The sequence below is a fragment of the Sporosarcina pasteurii genome, assembly GCF_041295575.1.
GTDB classification, from domain to species: Bacteria; Bacillota; Bacilli; order Bacillales_A; family Planococcaceae; genus Sporosarcina; species Sporosarcina pasteurii.
Map to the genome: position 1 here is coordinate 842,750 of NZ_CP160452.1, position 14,976 is coordinate 857,725.

Annotated in this window: 15 protein-coding genes; 12 read left to right on the forward strand and 3 right to left on the reverse strand. The window is 37.6% G+C overall.

Features of this window, described 5'->3' with window-relative positions; genetic code table 11:
• Positions 1-16 precede the first annotated feature (16 nt).
• Complete coding sequence (gene rpsD, locus AB1H92_RS03815; protein WP_115362296.1) at positions 17-622, reverse strand: 30S ribosomal protein S4; 606 nt, start codon at positions 620-622, stop codon at positions 17-19.
• Positions 623-1,219: 597 nt separating this feature from the next.
• On the opposite strand from rpsD, the gene megL reads away from it, so the two are divergent.
• Complete coding sequence (gene megL / locus AB1H92_RS03820; protein WP_115362294.1) at positions 1,220-2,437, forward strand: methionine gamma-lyase; 1,218 nt, start codon at positions 1,220-1,222, stop codon at positions 2,435-2,437.
• 52 nt (positions 2,438-2,489) lie between these two features.
• Here the strand turns inward: megL and AB1H92_RS03825 are convergent, their stop codons facing one another.
• The gene (locus AB1H92_RS03825; protein ID WP_115362292.1) at positions 2,490-2,969 is read right to left on the reverse strand and encodes a GAF domain-containing protein; all 480 of its coding nucleotides are present in this window, start codon (positions 2,967-2,969) and stop codon (positions 2,490-2,492) included.
• A gap of 197 nt (positions 2,970-3,166) precedes the next feature.
• On the opposite strand from AB1H92_RS03825, the gene ezrA reads away from it, so the two are divergent.
• From ezrA to rarD, 7 genes are all read left to right on the forward strand, one after another.
• Complete coding sequence (gene ezrA / locus AB1H92_RS03830) at positions 3,167-4,873, forward strand: septation ring formation regulator EzrA (RefSeq protein ID WP_115362290.1); 1,707 nt, start codon at positions 3,167-3,169, stop codon at positions 4,871-4,873.
• 150 nt (positions 4,874-5,023) lie between these two features.
• Positions 5,024-6,169: a cysteine desulfurase family protein gene (locus AB1H92_RS03835; protein WP_115364128.1), complete on the forward strand. Its 1,146-nt coding sequence runs from the start codon at positions 5,024-5,026 to the stop codon at positions 6,167-6,169.
• On the forward strand, positions 6,156-7,358 hold the full coding sequence (gene thiI / locus AB1H92_RS03840; protein ID WP_115362288.1) for a tRNA uracil 4-sulfurtransferase ThiI: 1,203 nt from the start codon (positions 6,156-6,158) through the stop codon (positions 7,356-7,358). The genes AB1H92_RS03835 and thiI overlap by 14 nt, the downstream gene beginning before the upstream one ends.
• A gap of 86 nt (positions 7,359-7,444) precedes the next feature.
• On the forward strand, positions 7,445-7,657 hold the full coding sequence (locus AB1H92_RS03845) for an alpha/beta-type small acid-soluble spore protein (RefSeq protein WP_115362286.1): 213 nt from the start codon (positions 7,445-7,447) through the stop codon (positions 7,655-7,657).
• 137 nt (positions 7,658-7,794) lie between these two features.
• Positions 7,795-8,007, forward strand: a complete 213-nt coding sequence (locus AB1H92_RS03850) for an alpha/beta-type small acid-soluble spore protein (RefSeq protein WP_115362284.1) — start codon at positions 7,795-7,797, stop codon at positions 8,005-8,007.
• 222 nt (positions 8,008-8,229) lie between these two features.
• A complete protein-coding gene (gene mbcS, locus AB1H92_RS03855) occupies positions 8,230-9,816 on the forward strand; it encodes an acyl-CoA synthetase MbcS (RefSeq protein ID WP_115362282.1) in 1,587 nt (528 codons plus the stop codon).
• A 144-nt stretch (positions 9,817-9,960) separates the two neighbouring features.
• Entirely contained in the window at positions 9,961-10,884 is a 924-nt protein-coding gene (gene rarD / locus AB1H92_RS03860) for an EamA family transporter RarD (protein WP_115362280.1), read from the forward strand.
• A 38-nt stretch (positions 10,885-10,922) separates the two neighbouring features.
• Here rarD and AB1H92_RS03865 read toward each other — a convergent pair whose 3' ends face one another.
• Positions 10,923-11,723 (reverse strand): NAD kinase, encoded by an 801-nt coding sequence (locus AB1H92_RS03865; protein ID WP_115362278.1) that lies wholly within the window; start codon positions 11,721-11,723, stop codon positions 10,923-10,925.
• Positions 11,724-11,828: 105 nt separating this feature from the next.
• Between AB1H92_RS03865 and sppA the strand changes: the two genes are divergently transcribed.
• The 4 genes from sppA to AB1H92_RS03885 are packed head-to-tail and all read left to right on the forward strand — an operon-like array spanning position 11,829 to position 14,957.
• Positions 11,829-12,836 carry a signal peptide peptidase SppA gene (gene sppA / locus AB1H92_RS03870; RefSeq protein WP_115362276.1) on the forward strand — a complete coding sequence of 336 codons (1,008 nt, stop codon included), beginning with the start codon at positions 11,829-11,831 and terminating at the stop codon, positions 12,834-12,836.
• 12 nt (positions 12,837-12,848) lie between these two features.
• Positions 12,849-13,445, forward strand: a complete 597-nt coding sequence (locus AB1H92_RS03875) for an RDD family protein (RefSeq protein ID WP_243835698.1) — start codon at positions 12,849-12,851, stop codon at positions 13,443-13,445.
• A gap of 33 nt (positions 13,446-13,478) precedes the next feature.
• Positions 13,479-13,982, forward strand: coding sequence for a thiol peroxidase (gene tpx / locus AB1H92_RS03880; RefSeq protein WP_115362274.1), 504 nt, complete (start codon positions 13,479-13,481; stop codon positions 13,980-13,982).
• Positions 13,983-14,042: 60 nt separating this feature from the next.
• Positions 14,043-14,957 (forward strand): class I SAM-dependent methyltransferase, encoded by a 915-nt coding sequence (locus AB1H92_RS03885; protein ID WP_115362272.1) that lies wholly within the window; start codon positions 14,043-14,045, stop codon positions 14,955-14,957.
• Positions 14,958-14,976: the final 19 nt, after the last annotated feature.

Below are 14,976 nucleotides of genomic sequence, written 5' to 3' on the forward strand. Positions count from 1 at the left end.
ATAGATTGCTTTATTATTATTTACGTGAGTAGAATTCAACGATAAGTGCTTCGTTAATTTCTGCTGGTAGTTCGCTACGCTCTGGGAAACGAACGAATTGACCTGTTTTTGTTTCAGTGTTAAATGAAACATATTCAGGTACGAAGTTGTTCACTTCTAGTGCTTCATTAATAACGTCAAGGTTTTGAGACTTCTCACGAAGAGAAATTTCTTGTCCTGGTTTAACGCTGTATGATGGGATGTCAAGACGTTTACCATCGACTAAAATGTGACCGTGGTTAACTAATTGACGAGCAGCACGACGAGTACGTGCAAGACCCATACGGTAAACAACGTTGTCTAGGCGAGTTTCAAGAAGAATCATGAAGTTTTCACCGTGTTTACCAGGCATTTTACCTGCTTTATTAAATAAAGTTCTGAATTGACGTTCGTTTACACCGAACATGAAACGAAGTTTTTGTTTTTCTTGTAACTGTAATCCGTATTCAGAAAGTTTTACGCGTTGAGTTGGACCATGTTGTCCTGGAGCGTAAGGACGCTTTTCAATTTCTTTTCCCGTACCGGAAAGTGATACTCCGAGACGACGTGATAGTTTCCATGCTGGACCTGTATAACGAGCCATAATAGACTCCTCCTCTAAATTGGTTTTATTTTATGGTAACTTATTTCCAAAACGAAGTACGTTTTGGAAAAACTTTGTTGTAAAATAAGACCAGATATGTTCAATTCAGTAGTCATTCTATTATCTTGTAACTTCGCCTTCGCAGCCAGAAGGTTACGCGTTACACCTCATTAAAAGGAATAAACTGAGCAGACTGAAACACATAACTGCTGCGTATATTTTACACGTTCGTAATCATACCAACTTTTAAAGAGATAGTCAAGTGTAAATCAATTAACTTTGAATCAGTAGAATTCCTCACTCCTAAATAAATGGTGGGATGGATGCCAAAAGACATTAAAATCAGAGGAAATGCAAGCTTCCTGCTGATACAAGCTAAGCTTCTGAGGAAAAGTAGAGCCCATACAAATTGCAATTTACCTAGCCGAATAGAAGAAAAAACATATCATCTCGAAAAATATGTCGAAAGAGTAGAATAATGTGATTATTAACTCTTTTCTTTCGGTAGAATAAAGTATAGTATAAGGTTAAAAGAAGGAACCATACTTCCACATTTAAAAAATGTGTTGAAATATGGGGAAGCGGGAGGCTATGACGATGAAAGAAGAATCTTTACATGAAGACACAGTTGTCGTGCATACAGGTTATGATGCAAAGCTGCATCATGGAAGTTTAAGTGTACCTCTTTATCAAACATCTACTTTTTCATTTGAGACTGCGGAACAGGGAGAAAGTAGATTTGCTGGGGACGAAGCAGGTCTGATTTATTCGCGCCTTGGGAACCCAACAGTGCAGTTGTTGGAAGAACGTATAACCGCTTTGGAAGAAGGAAAAGGTGCATTAGCATTTGGATCAGGAATGGCGGCAGTGAGTTCCATTCTTGTTCATTTAACGAAGACAGGTGACCATATCCTGTGTTCTAGAGGAATCTACGGTTGTACATTTGGATTATTAGGCATGTTAGAAGATAAATATAACATTACGCATGATTTAGTACAGATGGGCACTGAAGAACAGATTGAACGTGCGATTAAGCCAGAAACAGTTTGTATTTATGTAGAAACGCCAATTAATCCAACGATGGAGCTTGTCGACTTACAAGCAGTCGTAAATGTCGCAAAACGTCATGGCCTTCGTGTTGTAGTAGATAATACGTTCTCTTCTCCTTATCTGCAAAAACCAATTACCTTAGGTGTCGATTTCGTTTTGCATAGTGCAACGAAATATATTAACGGACATGGAGATGTTATTGCTGGTCTACTCGTAGGAAATGATGAAGACGAGATGGAAAAGATTCGCATGTCGGTTCAAAAAGATTACGGCGGCATTATCTCTCCGTTCGATGCATGGTTACTATTACGGGGAATAAAAACATTACCAGTTCGTATGGAACGACATACGTCAAATGCCGAGAAAATTATTACATTCCTAAAGAAACAACCGCTCGTAGAAAAAATATATTATCCTTTTGATGTGGATAATCCACAGTATGCAATTGCAAAAAAGCAAATGCGTGCCGGCGGAGGACTTATTTCATTTACGATGAAAGGCGGTAAGGAAGGCGCGCAACAATTTTTAAATAGTTTGTCGCTCATTAAAATAGCTGTCAGTTTAGGGGATGCAGAAACGCTTATCCAGCATCCAGCAACGATGACGCATTCTGTAGTCCCTTATGATGAAAGAATTTCCATGGGAATCATAGATTCATTACTTCGACTTTCAGTAGGCCTCGAACATACAGATGACTTAATCGCAGATTTGAATCGTGCTTTTGAAAAAGTTGAACAATCATTGAGTAAAGAAAATGCCAAATAAAAAACCCCTTCATATCAACTCATTGTTGATATGAAGGGGTTTTTACGTCGTTTTATAGATGTTGAATTAGTGTTTCAACAACTTTTTCAAGCCCGATACGATCAGTTTCCGAAAAACGGTCTAGTTCAGGACTATCGATATCAAGCACACCAATAACCTCGTCGTTTTTAATGATTGGTACGACAATTTCTGAGCGGGAAGCTGCATCACAAACGATATGACCAGGGAATGCTTCAACGTCCGGGACAATAATGGATTCCTTCCGTTCTACTGCAGTTCCACAAACACCTTTACCAACTTGGATGCGGACGCATGCCGGTAAGCCTTGGAAAGGGCCTAATACCAATTCGCCATCTTCCATTAGATAAAACCCAACCCAATTGATCCGATCGAAAAATTGATTAAGCAATGCCGAAGCATTACTTAAGTTTGCGTATAAATTTGGTTCGCCCGACAATAGTGCATCAAGTTGTTTGCTAAGCAATTCATATTTCTTATCTAAGTCTTCGTTAACATTAACAGTTGTAGACATTTGAACACCTCATTCATATGTAATTTGTAATATGTTAGTATACAGTTATTCGAACGTTTTTACAAAAGTAAGTCTGTTCATTCGACAAAATATGAACTTTTCCCTTATTAATTTTCATTTTTCCAACCAAAAGTATTTAAACATGGTACGATATAGGATAATATGTAGTGTATAGTCATTGGGACAGGAGGATCGCGATGAAGATTGTAATCATTGCAATTATAGTACTCATTATCATTTTAACCATTCTCGCCATTTCATATAGGCGTAAACATACGAATCAAATAAAAAAACTTGAGCATAGAAAACTACAAATACAACATAAGCCAATATTTGAAGAAATGACGAAAATAAAGCAACTAAATATGACAGGCGAGACAGAAGAAAAATTTGAAACTTGGCGTGCAACTTGGACGGAAGTAATTGATGTACGTATGCCTGAACTTGATAATTTATTATTCGATGCTGAAGAGTACATCGACCGTTTTAGTTTTAAAAAACTAAAAGAGACTGTCATGCTAATCGAAGAGAAAATTCAATTTAGTCAGCAGAAAATGACTGAAATCCTTAGTGGTTTAGATGAACTCGTTGGAAGTGAAGAGAAAAATCGAGTCGAAATGGAATTGTTACAAGAAAGGCATCGTAGTGCTCGAAAGAAAATTTTAGCACATCAACCAGCGTTTGGAGAAACGGTGAACCCGCTTGAAAAGGAATTGGAAACATTTAGACCTAAATTTGCCGAGTATGAGACATTGACAGAAAACGGGAATTATTTACAAGCCCGAGAAATTGTCATCGCATTAACTGAGAAAGGTGACTATTTGTTTCAAATTATTGAACAGATACCTGCTCTGTTAGCTGATATTCAAAATTCAATTCCAACCTCTATACGAGAATTGCGTAATGGTGTAAGGGAAATGGAAGAGCAAGCTTATAACTTACAACACTTAGAAATCGAGAAAATACTGGTAGATATAGAAGAGAAGCTTGAGCGAATGGCGGAAGAAATAGCTCAGTTAGAGATGGATGGTATACCAGAAGAAGTTGAAGAGATACACAGTCAATTAGATGGATTGTATGATGCACTAGAGAAAGAAGTAGTCGCAAAACATTATGTTGAAGAGAATTATCAAACTGTATACGATGAACTATTAAGGGTGACTGGACTTGTGAATGAAACATTAACAGAAATTACATTCGTCCAACAAAGTTACAGAATAAACGAGGATGAGGCGAAAATTCCGCAGAGTGCCTCAGAGGAAATTGAATTATTAAATAAACAATTTGCTGTCATTGTAGAGCAAATTGAAAATAATACTTCTGCCTATTCTAGTATGCAAGAAACCATACAAATGATTACAGAGAAGGTTGGCTATATAGACGAAGAACGAAAAGATTTTGCAGAGCGCTTAAAAAAATTACGAAACGATGAAAATAAAGTGCGCGCTGAGCTTAAAGGACTTTCAAAAGAATTACAAGATGCTGATCGTTCATTACATAGAGGAAATATTCCGGGCATACCTGACGATATTGATGCCAGACTAGAAGAAGCGGAAGAACAACTATATATTGTTAGACAGAGCTTGGAGGAAGTTCCTTTAAATATGACGCTTGTTAATTCTTACTTAGAAAATGCTAAACAATCTGTTCAGGAAGTAAGAGGAAAGACAGAAGAATTACTCGAAAATGTGATGCTAGTCGAATGGATTATTCAATATGGAAATCGTTATCGAGCATCTAATGAGCGCGTCCATGCACAATTGCAAGAAGCTGAGGAGTCGTTCAGGCAATTTCGCTATGCCAAGGCTTTGGAGGAAGCAGCAACAGCAGTAGAGGAAGTTGAACCAGGGGCAATGAAGCGGATTGAGGAATTGTTGCAAGAAAAAGACGATTTAACGATTTAATTGTTTTTAATGTTAGCGATACTGCAGATTGAGCTTATTTATGTTAATCTTTCGCTTTTAATTATTTCGAGCCACCCGCACATAGTCGTGCAGGTGGCTTTGTCACGCTTATAATTGAATGAATTCAAAATAAAGAATGGAATGAAATTAATGATTTATCTAGATAATAGTGCAACGACTGCACCAAAAGAAGAAGTTCTAAATTCTTTTGTAGAAGTTAATAAAAGATTTTTTGCAAATCCCGCTTCCCTTCATGTTGCTGGAAGAGAAGCGGAAACGCTTCTTGAAAAATCACGAGAACAAATATTAAATTTAACTCAGGTTTCTGTTGGCACGGTCATTTATACATCAGGTGGAACTGAGGCGAATAATTTAGCGGTGATTGGATTTGCTCGAAAATATCAAAACCGCGGCAATCATATTTTAACAACTAAAATCGAACACCCTTCTGTTTTAGAGGCAGTTAAACAATTGGAACGAGAAGGATTTATAGTCGAATACTTATCAGTTAATAAAGATGGCGTTATTTCAATCGATGAATTGAAAGAAAAGCTTAGAGAAGACACTGTCGTTGTAAGTATTATGCATGTAAACAATGAAATTGGTGCAATACAGCCAATTGAGGATTGTGGAAAAGTGATTCGAAAAAAATCACGTGCAATTTTTCATGTTGACGCTGTACAAAGTTTTGGGAAATTACCGCTTATATTAAGTGGAAATGGACCGGATGCAATTACAATTTCTGGACATAAAATTCACGGACTAAAGGGTTCTGGCGCATTAATTACTAAAAAACTGGTGAATCCTTCATCCATTAATTATGGTGGTGGCCAAGAACAAGGATTAAGAAATGGGACAGTCTCAGTTCCAAATGCTGTAGCTTTAGCACGTGCGGTGAGACTTGCGACAGAAAATAGAAAAACTGTTATTTTTGAAAGGTGGCGCCAGCGCTTAATTGAGCATATTGAGCAGTCGTCTGACGTGCTCGTATTAGCGAAAGAAACAGCAGCTCCGCATATATTGTCCATCGCTTTTGCTCATATTAAAGGCGAAGTAGCGATTAATTATTTTCAAAAAAATGGAATCTTAGTCTCAACTTCCAGTGCATGTTCATCGAAAAGTGAAGAGGTTAGTCATGTTATTGAGGCAATTCAATTAGAAGATAAATATAAACATGGTGTAATTCGCGTGAGTTTTGCAGAAAATAATACGAATGATGAAGTTGTTCGATTTGAAAAAGTATTTACTAATTTCGTGAATTTGCTTAAAAGGGGAAGATCGCATGATGTGGAATGAATTATTAATAAGATATGGTGAGTTATCGTTAAAAGGTCGAAATCGAAACGTTTTTATACGCAGATTGAAAAAAAATATGAAGAGCGCCTTACACGGCCTTGACTCAGTGATCATAAAAGATGAGCGAGATAGAATGTTTTTAACGGCTGATAATCCGAAAGACATGGCTGAAGTGATGGAACGTTTACCAAAAATTTTCGGGATACATTCATTTAGTCCAGTCGTAAAATGTGAGCCAACACTTGAAGCGATTTACGAAACGGCGTTAGAAGCAGTCGGATTAGAAGAAACAGAAGGAAAATCATTTAAAGTTGAAATTAGACGAACGGATAAGTCATTTCCTTATGTTACAAATGAATTGCAACAAAAAATTGGTGCGCATGTGCTAAAAAATTATCCTGAATTACACGTTAAAATGAAGAAACCTGATATTTTACTTCATGTAGATATTAGAAGACATGTAGCGTTGCTTACATCTAAAGTATATCCAGGTGCAGGAGGAATGCCTGTAGGTTCGAGTGGAAAATCGCTACTTATGTTATCTGGCGGTATCGACAGCCCAGTTGCAGGCTATATGATGATGAAACGTGGCGTAGAAATTCATGCCATTCATTTTGAAAGCCCACCATTTACAAGTGAACTTGCAAAACAAAAAGTGATGGACTTAGCAGAAAAGCTAAGTGCATTTGGCACATCAGTGCGTTTGCATGTTATTCCATTTACGGAAATTCAGCAAGTCATTGCAAATAAAATTCCTGACGGAGAGTCGATGACGACAACTCGAAGACTCATGATGCAAATTGCAGACAGAGTACGTGAGGAAATAGGCGCTCTTGGAATTGTCTCTGGGGAAAGTCTCGGTCAAGTAGCGAGTCAGACATTACAAAGTTTAACTGCCATTAATGAAGTAACGTCAACGCCTGTATTACGTCCGCTCATTGCATTAGATAAAATAGAAATTATCGAGATTGCTAAACAAATTGATACGTATGAGATTTCAATCAGACCTTATGAGGATTGTTGTACAATATTTACGCCGGCGCGTCCTAAAACGAAGCCGAAGCTTAAAAGGGTAAAACATTTTGAAAGCTTTACCGATTTTGAACCAATGATTGAAGAGGCGATTCAAGAAAGGCGTATTTATAAGTTGCCTCGTATAGAAGAAGATATGTTTACTGATTTATTATAAAAAATATGAAGAAATTACCACTAATTCCTCCTGCATGATTTTTTGAATACGGTGCATTCTAAATTTCACAAGGAGGTGTTAGTGAGATGCAAAACAATAACAGCAACAACTCAAACCAACTGTTAGTTCCAGGAGTAAGACAAGCTCTTGACCAAATGAAATATGAAATTGCTCAAGAATTTGGCGTTCAAATGGGACCAGATGCTTCATCGCGTGCCAACGGATCCGTAGGCGGAGAAATTACTAAGCGATTAGTGCGTCAGGCTCAACAACAAATGAACGGAAACCAACAACAATAAGTAATTAATGAAAGGCTGTTTCGAAGTTATTCGGAACAGCTTTTCTTATCCCTTAAAAATGAAAAAACTTTTTTAAATTAGGGGCATGATTTTTTGAATACGGTGCATTCTATATTTCACAAGGAGGTGTTAATCAGATGCCAAACAACAACAGCAACAATTCAAACCAACTTTTAGTTCCGGGTGTCAGACAAGCTCTTGACCAAATGAAATATGAAATTGCTCAAGAGTTTGGCGTTCAAATGGGACCAGATGCTTCATCGCGTGCCAACGGATCCGTAGGCGGAGAAATTACTAAGCGATTAGTGCGTCAGGCTCAACAGCAAATGAATGGAAACCAACAACAATAAGTAAACAATGAAAGGCTGTTCCGGACTTAATTCCGGGGCAGCTTTTCTATTTGCATAAACATCTTTTATTTGATTAATGTTTATTTTAATGCGAAAATAAGTTTTAATTATTTTAAATAGAAAGGTTTCATTGCTTTCTGATTATAGTGAAAACAGTAAAATCAATTTGAATTTTCGGATTGTTGTCAGTATAATGAAAGTATGGACTGAGGAGGAATGATTATGAATAGAGAACAATTAATTGCACCTGAACGATATAATATCGTTAGTGAATTTGAAAAATATGCAACAGGAAATGGCAAAAAAGCACTTATTCATATAAATGCCGCGGGAGAAAAGCGTGAAATGACATATGATGCACTGATTGAAAAGGCCAATCAGACTGCAAATGTTTTTCGTGAGAGCGGTTTAGAAAAAGGCGATGTGATTTTAGTTATGATGCCGCGCCTTATTGAATCATATAGTACATATATTGGTGCGTTAAAAGCTGGGCTCGTTGTGATCCCTAGTTCAGAAATGTTAAGACCTTCAGACATTGAATATCGTTTACAACATAGCGGGGCAAAAGCTATCGTATCTTATGAGGAATTTGCCGATCAATTTGATGACGTTAAAAACATTGAGGCGATTGATCTCTTTATCGTTGGTAAAGCAAAGGGAAATCAAAAGTCATTAACAGACTTAATGGAAACAGCATCCAAAGAATTTGATATAACCAACACAAAAAGCTCAGATCATGCATTTTTATCCTATACATCAGGTACAACCGGTTCGCCTAAAGGTGTTGTTCATACGCATGCTTGGGGATATGCACATTTACGAACAGCTGCACCAAACTGGCTCGGTATTCAAGAGGGAGATATTGTCTGGGCAACTGCGGCACCGGGGTGGCAGAAATGGATTTGGACACCATTTTTATCTGTATTGGGAAGTGGTGCTACAGGGTTAGTCTATGATGGGAAATTTGATGTCGAAACGTATTTTAAGTTAATTGAAGAAAATGCTGTGAATGTAATTTGTTGCACGCCGACAGAATATAGATTCATGGCAATATCAGAAAACTTAGCGGAAAACGATCTATCCTCAATCCGCAGTGCTGTATCTGCTGGAGAGCCTTTAAATTCGGAAGTCATTACAACTTTTAAAGATGTGTTTTCCCTTGATGTTCGGGATGGCTACGGGCAGACTGAGAATACTTTACTCGTTGGTACAATGCTTGGTATGGAACCGCGTCTTGGTTCTATGGGGAAACCCACACCGGGGAATCGAGTTGAAATTATTGATGAAAGTGGTCAGCCAGTACCTGCAGGGGAGACTGGAGATATTGCTGTCCATGTTTCAACGCCTGCTTTATTTAAGGAGTATTTAAATGACCCTGAACGAACAAGTATGCAGTTCCGAGGGGATTATTATGTGACCGGCGATTTAGCTAGAATGGATGAAGATGGATATTTCTGGTTTGAAGGCCGTGGGGACGATATTATTATTAGTTCTGGCTATACAATTGGACCATTTGAAGTTGAAAGTGCGGTTTTACAACACCCGGCAGTTCGTGAATGTGCGGTTGTAGCTAGTCCAGACCAAGTTCGTGGAAATGTCGTAAAGGCATTTATTGTACTTCGGGATCCATCAAGAAAAGATGAGGAAGGTCTTGTCAAGGAAATTCAAGACCATGTGAAAGCATTAACGGCGCCATATAAGTACCCAAGAAAAATAGAATTTATTGAGGACATGCCGAAAACAATTTCAGGTAAAATTATGCGCGTTGAACTACGGAAACAGGAAAATGTAAACTTGCTAAAGAATTAACGCTGTCTAAGTAGGCAGGATGTCGATTTAAACATTTGCAAAATCTATTCTGCTTTTATACGTTTGGAGGATAAAGCGTATAAAAGCAGTTTTCGTATTTGAGATAACAAAGGTGACGCGCTCGTCCGAAAGGGGACATCAATCATGAATATCGAAAAAAGTGGCGTCCTCTGGGCGATTTCTGCCTATATAATTTGGGGAATCTTACCGGTTTACTGGAAAACTTTACATCATGTATCGAGTGCTGAAATCTTAACGAGTCGAATCGTCTGGGCATTTTTACTAACGTTATTATTAGTTCTCTTCATGAAAAGTGGCCGTAAGTTAATCGAAGACCTAAAGACACTCTGGCAATCGCAGAAAAAATTCTGGTCTTTATTTAGTGCCTCTGTATTAATTTCCGCAAATTGGTTTATTTATATTTGGGCGGTCAATCATGATCATCTTGTGCAAACAAGTTTAGGTTACTATATGAACCCGCTTGTATCGGTTTTGCTTGGGGTCGTATTTTTAAAAGAGCGATTGAATGCTTCTCAGAAAACTGCGTTTTTACTCGCGGTGATAGGGGTCACGATTTTAACAATTTCATACGGAGCGTTTCCGTGGATCGCTTTTGTGCTTGCTGTTACATTTGCGGTTTACGGCTTGGTAAAGAAAACAATAAAGCTTGATGCTTTAAGAGGATTAACAATCGAAACGTTTTTTATTACACCAATTGCGCTTGCTTATTATATTTGGTTATTTATCCAAGGTGAGGCTGCCTTTCTACAGACAAACTTCAAAACGAGTATATTGCTTATTTTGACAGGCGTTGTAACAGCATTGCCACTCGTATTATTTGCGAAAGGTGCGCAGCGGATGCCTTTATATATGGTAGGATTTTTGCAGTATATAGCGCCGACAATGATGTTATTTCTAGGTGTAATCGTATACGGTGAGACGTTCGGTAAAATCGAACTGTTATCCTTTGCTTTCATTTGGTTAGCATTGCTCTTATTTACTGTGTCAACGTTATTTGAAACGGTGAGGGCAAGGGCAATTTCTATGGTCAGTACAGTAAAAAGGTGAATCCCTACATAAGTAGAGATTCACCCTTTTTCAAGTTTTCATAAAAACATCCGTTGAACCTTTTCCCAAAACGAATTATTTTTTAATTTCACTGTTTTAATCATTTTGTCGCTTAGTACTATATGTACATTTTCTACTTTTCTAACTGGTAATGCCTCGTTATCGGCGGCCATTATAGGGAAGTCATTTCCGTCTTGATGAACCCTTAATTTTAATGAGCGTTCACCACTTAATATGAACGATGAACCAAGTGTACGATACTGATTATTGTTAACTGAAGCTAACTCAGTAACTTGAAAGCAATTTAATAAAGGATCGACTACTGCGCCATGCATAGATTTGTTATAGGCGGTACTTCCTGTTGGTGTTGATGCGATGAGACCATCTCCGAGGAACGTTTCAAAATGTTTATCATTAATCATAACATCTAATACGAACGTACGAATAATATTAGAACGAATACTAAATTCGTTTAAACAATAAAATGGTTTGTGTTCGTCAATAGTCACTTCAATCAGTGGATAGCGTCTGACTTCGAGTTCAGCGTGTTGAATTATCTGCACCATATCAGAAAGATTGTTATAATGGAAATCGCAGTATAAACTATGATCACCTGTGACGGATATCCCTGCATATAAACAGTCTTGTCTAAAGTCAGTCTTGCGAACTGCTTGTAAAAATGTGCCATCACTTCCAAGGCTAATAATGATGTTAGCGTCTTCGTGATTCTCTAACGTTGTAAATCCTTCGGATGTTAAAGCCTCTTCGACAGTTGCTTTTTTTCTCAGCGATTCTTCATCATGTTTGCTATAAATATATACATTCATTCTTTTTTCCATATATAGCACTCCTTTAAACTAATTAATATTACTTTAGCACGTTCTGAAACATTTTGGGTTATTTACCGTATACTTGATTGTAAAACAAAAGGGAGGAAATTTAAAATGACTGCAAAACGATGGATTGCCATCATTGCCGCATCGATATTATTAATTGTATCGATTGGAGTTAACACATTATCTTATTTTTTCACAAGGGATTTCTCTGGATTTTTAGATGAAATGGCGGCAACAGACGGATATAGTGAAAATATTATTGAAGCAGGAAGAGGAAAAGATAAAATTGCTGTATTGACACTGGATGGTGTCATACAAGATTTAGGAAATGTATCTCCTTTTTTACCAGTAGGCTATAACCACGGCTTTTTTATGAATCAGTTACATGAAATTTATGAAGACCCGTTCGTCAAAGGGGTTGTTCTGTCAGTGAATTCCCCAGGTGGGGGAGTTGTCGAGTCAGCGGACATTTATGATGCGATTCGAATGATCCAAGAAGACAAGGAAATTCCTGTGTATGTTTCCATGGGTGGTATGGCTGCATCTGGCGGTTACTATGTATCAGCACCTGCTGAGAAGATATTTGTAAATCATGAAACGATTACAGGTTCAATCGGAGTAATTATGGAAAGCATTAATTTTGCAAAGTTAGCAGAAAAATATGGTGTAGACTTTAATACGATTAAAACAGGACCTTATAAAGATATTATGAGTAGTTCACGTGAAATGACGGCTGAAGAGCGTGAGATGCTTCAAGAAATGATCAATGATTCTTATGAACGATTTGTTGATATTATCGTAGAGGGCAGAGGAATGTCGGATGCAGCAGTGAGAAAGGTGGCGGATGGTCGAATTATGAACGGTCGTCAGGCTATTGAGGCTGGGTTGGCGGATGACTATGGCAAGGTTGGAGACGTCATTAGTGCGATACAAGAAGATCATGAATTGCAAAATGCAACGGTATTTGAATATACGATGAATGAGAGTTTAAGTTCTCTCTTTGGCATGAAATTAACTTCGATGTTCGCCAACCAAAGAATTGAAAATGAACTATTAGGGAAATTATTATCAGATTATAGTGCACCTAGAATGATGTACTTATATGGAAATCATTAAGGAGGGGAAATCATGACAGAACAAGATCGTCACGAGATGGATGTTCAAATGTCCTCTTCAAGAAATGAAACGATTGTGCATAAGCAAGATGTGACTGGTGAAATGGATTGCTTTACACCTAAATTGGCGGGTTTTTGGACACGATTTTGGGCGTATTGTATCGACATAATCGTATTATTTGCGATTAGCGGACTGTTTATTAAACCGATATTTAGGGTGCTAGAGATTCCAGTGACCAATCCGTCGTTTTTATTTTTCACACCTTATAAAATCACAATTTTAATTGTGACACTACTGTACTTTCTATTCATGACGAAGTATTTGCAACAGACGGTAGGAAAGATTATCTTAGGGATTAAAGTAACGGCCAAAAATGAAAAAAACCTAACATGGGGAACTTTGTTTTTTCGTGAAGTGATTGGAAGGTTTATTTCAAAAACGTTAGTCATCCCATATTTACTGGTTGTCTTTATGCCTAAAAAAGAAGCGCTTCATGATATTTTTGCAGACACATACGTCATCCATGAAGATGTTTATGAGAAAAGAAGCCGTTTCGAATACTTGAAAAACGTTAAGCATGAAAAGTTGCAAGAAAGCCCGAATCTTTAGTAAGATAGTTGGTAGAAAGGGAGGCGTGTAGTTATGTCACAAGTTACATTTCAGAACAATCCTGTTACCTTAGTTGGTGAAGAAGTAAGAGTAGGAAATGTTGCACCAGACTTTACAGTTCTAGCGAATGATTTATCTCCAGTTACATTAGCTGATACGAAAGGGAAAGTTCGACTTATCAGTGTCGTTCCATCATTAGATACGGGCGTGTGTGCAGAGCAAACGAGAAGATTTAATGAAGAAGCAACGGCTCTAAGTGATGATGTAGAAGTATTGACGATTTCAGTTGACCTACCATTTGCACAAGCACGTTGGTGTGGTGCCGAGGGAATTGACGCGGTACAAACATTATCCGATCATAAAGAGCTCTCTTTTGGAAAAGCATACGGAGTTGTCATTGAAGAATTAAGATTACTCGCACGTTCCATTTTTGTAGTAGATAAAAATGACAAAGTTGCATATGTAGAATATGTATCTGAAGTCACGGACCACCCAAATTATGAAAAAGCAATTGAAGCAGTAAAAGAAGCGGTTTAATAATAATTTAGAAATACCCACCTGGAGACGGGTGGGTTTTGTGAGTAAAGGAATGAAAATATGACAAACACTGAAAAGATTTTTTCGTTTATTGATACATATGCACAGTCTTCTAATGCTCTTTATCTAGAAGCGGTTATTGACGCATGTAATGAGTGGCTTACTGGTAGTAGTACGCCTGATTTATCAACCCCAGCCACCCATGAGGAGATAAGGCGCGGTATTCAACTTGCCATTTTAAAAGGAATGAAAGAGAGTGCCCAGCCTAATCATCAAATGACACCCGACTCAATCGGAATGTTGCTAGGGCATATTGCAAGTAAATTAGTCAGCGAGAATGGAGAAACATCGTTATTAGATCCAACCGTTGGAACTGGTAACTTGCTTTACACGGTCATGAATATGATGAATGGGAACGTAACTGCTTATGCAGTTGAAATAGATGAAGTTCTTGTGAGATTATCTGCGGTGGTTGCAGAAATTCTTGAACAACGTGTGACATTTTTAGTGCAAGATGCATTGCGACCATTGTTTATCGATCCTGTCGATATGGTCATTAGTGATTTACCAGTAGGTTATTATCCAGACGACGAAAATGGTTTGAACTATGAATTGATGCCACCAGAAGGACATGCGTATGCCCATCATTTATTTATCGAACAGTCATTGAATCATACAAAAGATGGCGGCTATGCATTGTTCGTTATTCCCTCAAATCTATTTGAATCTGAACAGGCTTCGCAATTACATGGATTCTTGAAAAATAAAGCAATCATCCGTGCAGTTATTCAGTTGCCGAGTACTCTATTTAAAAGTGAAGTCCACGAGAAAAGTATCTTAATTTTACAAAAACCATCCGAAGAAATAATTGCAATACCAGAGGTTTTGCTTGCGAAAGTCCCAGATATGAAAAATAAGCATGCAATGGCGCGTTTTTTACAAGACATTGATGAGTGGGCAGAAAAAGAAAGTTAAATTAATGTAAAAAAATAAG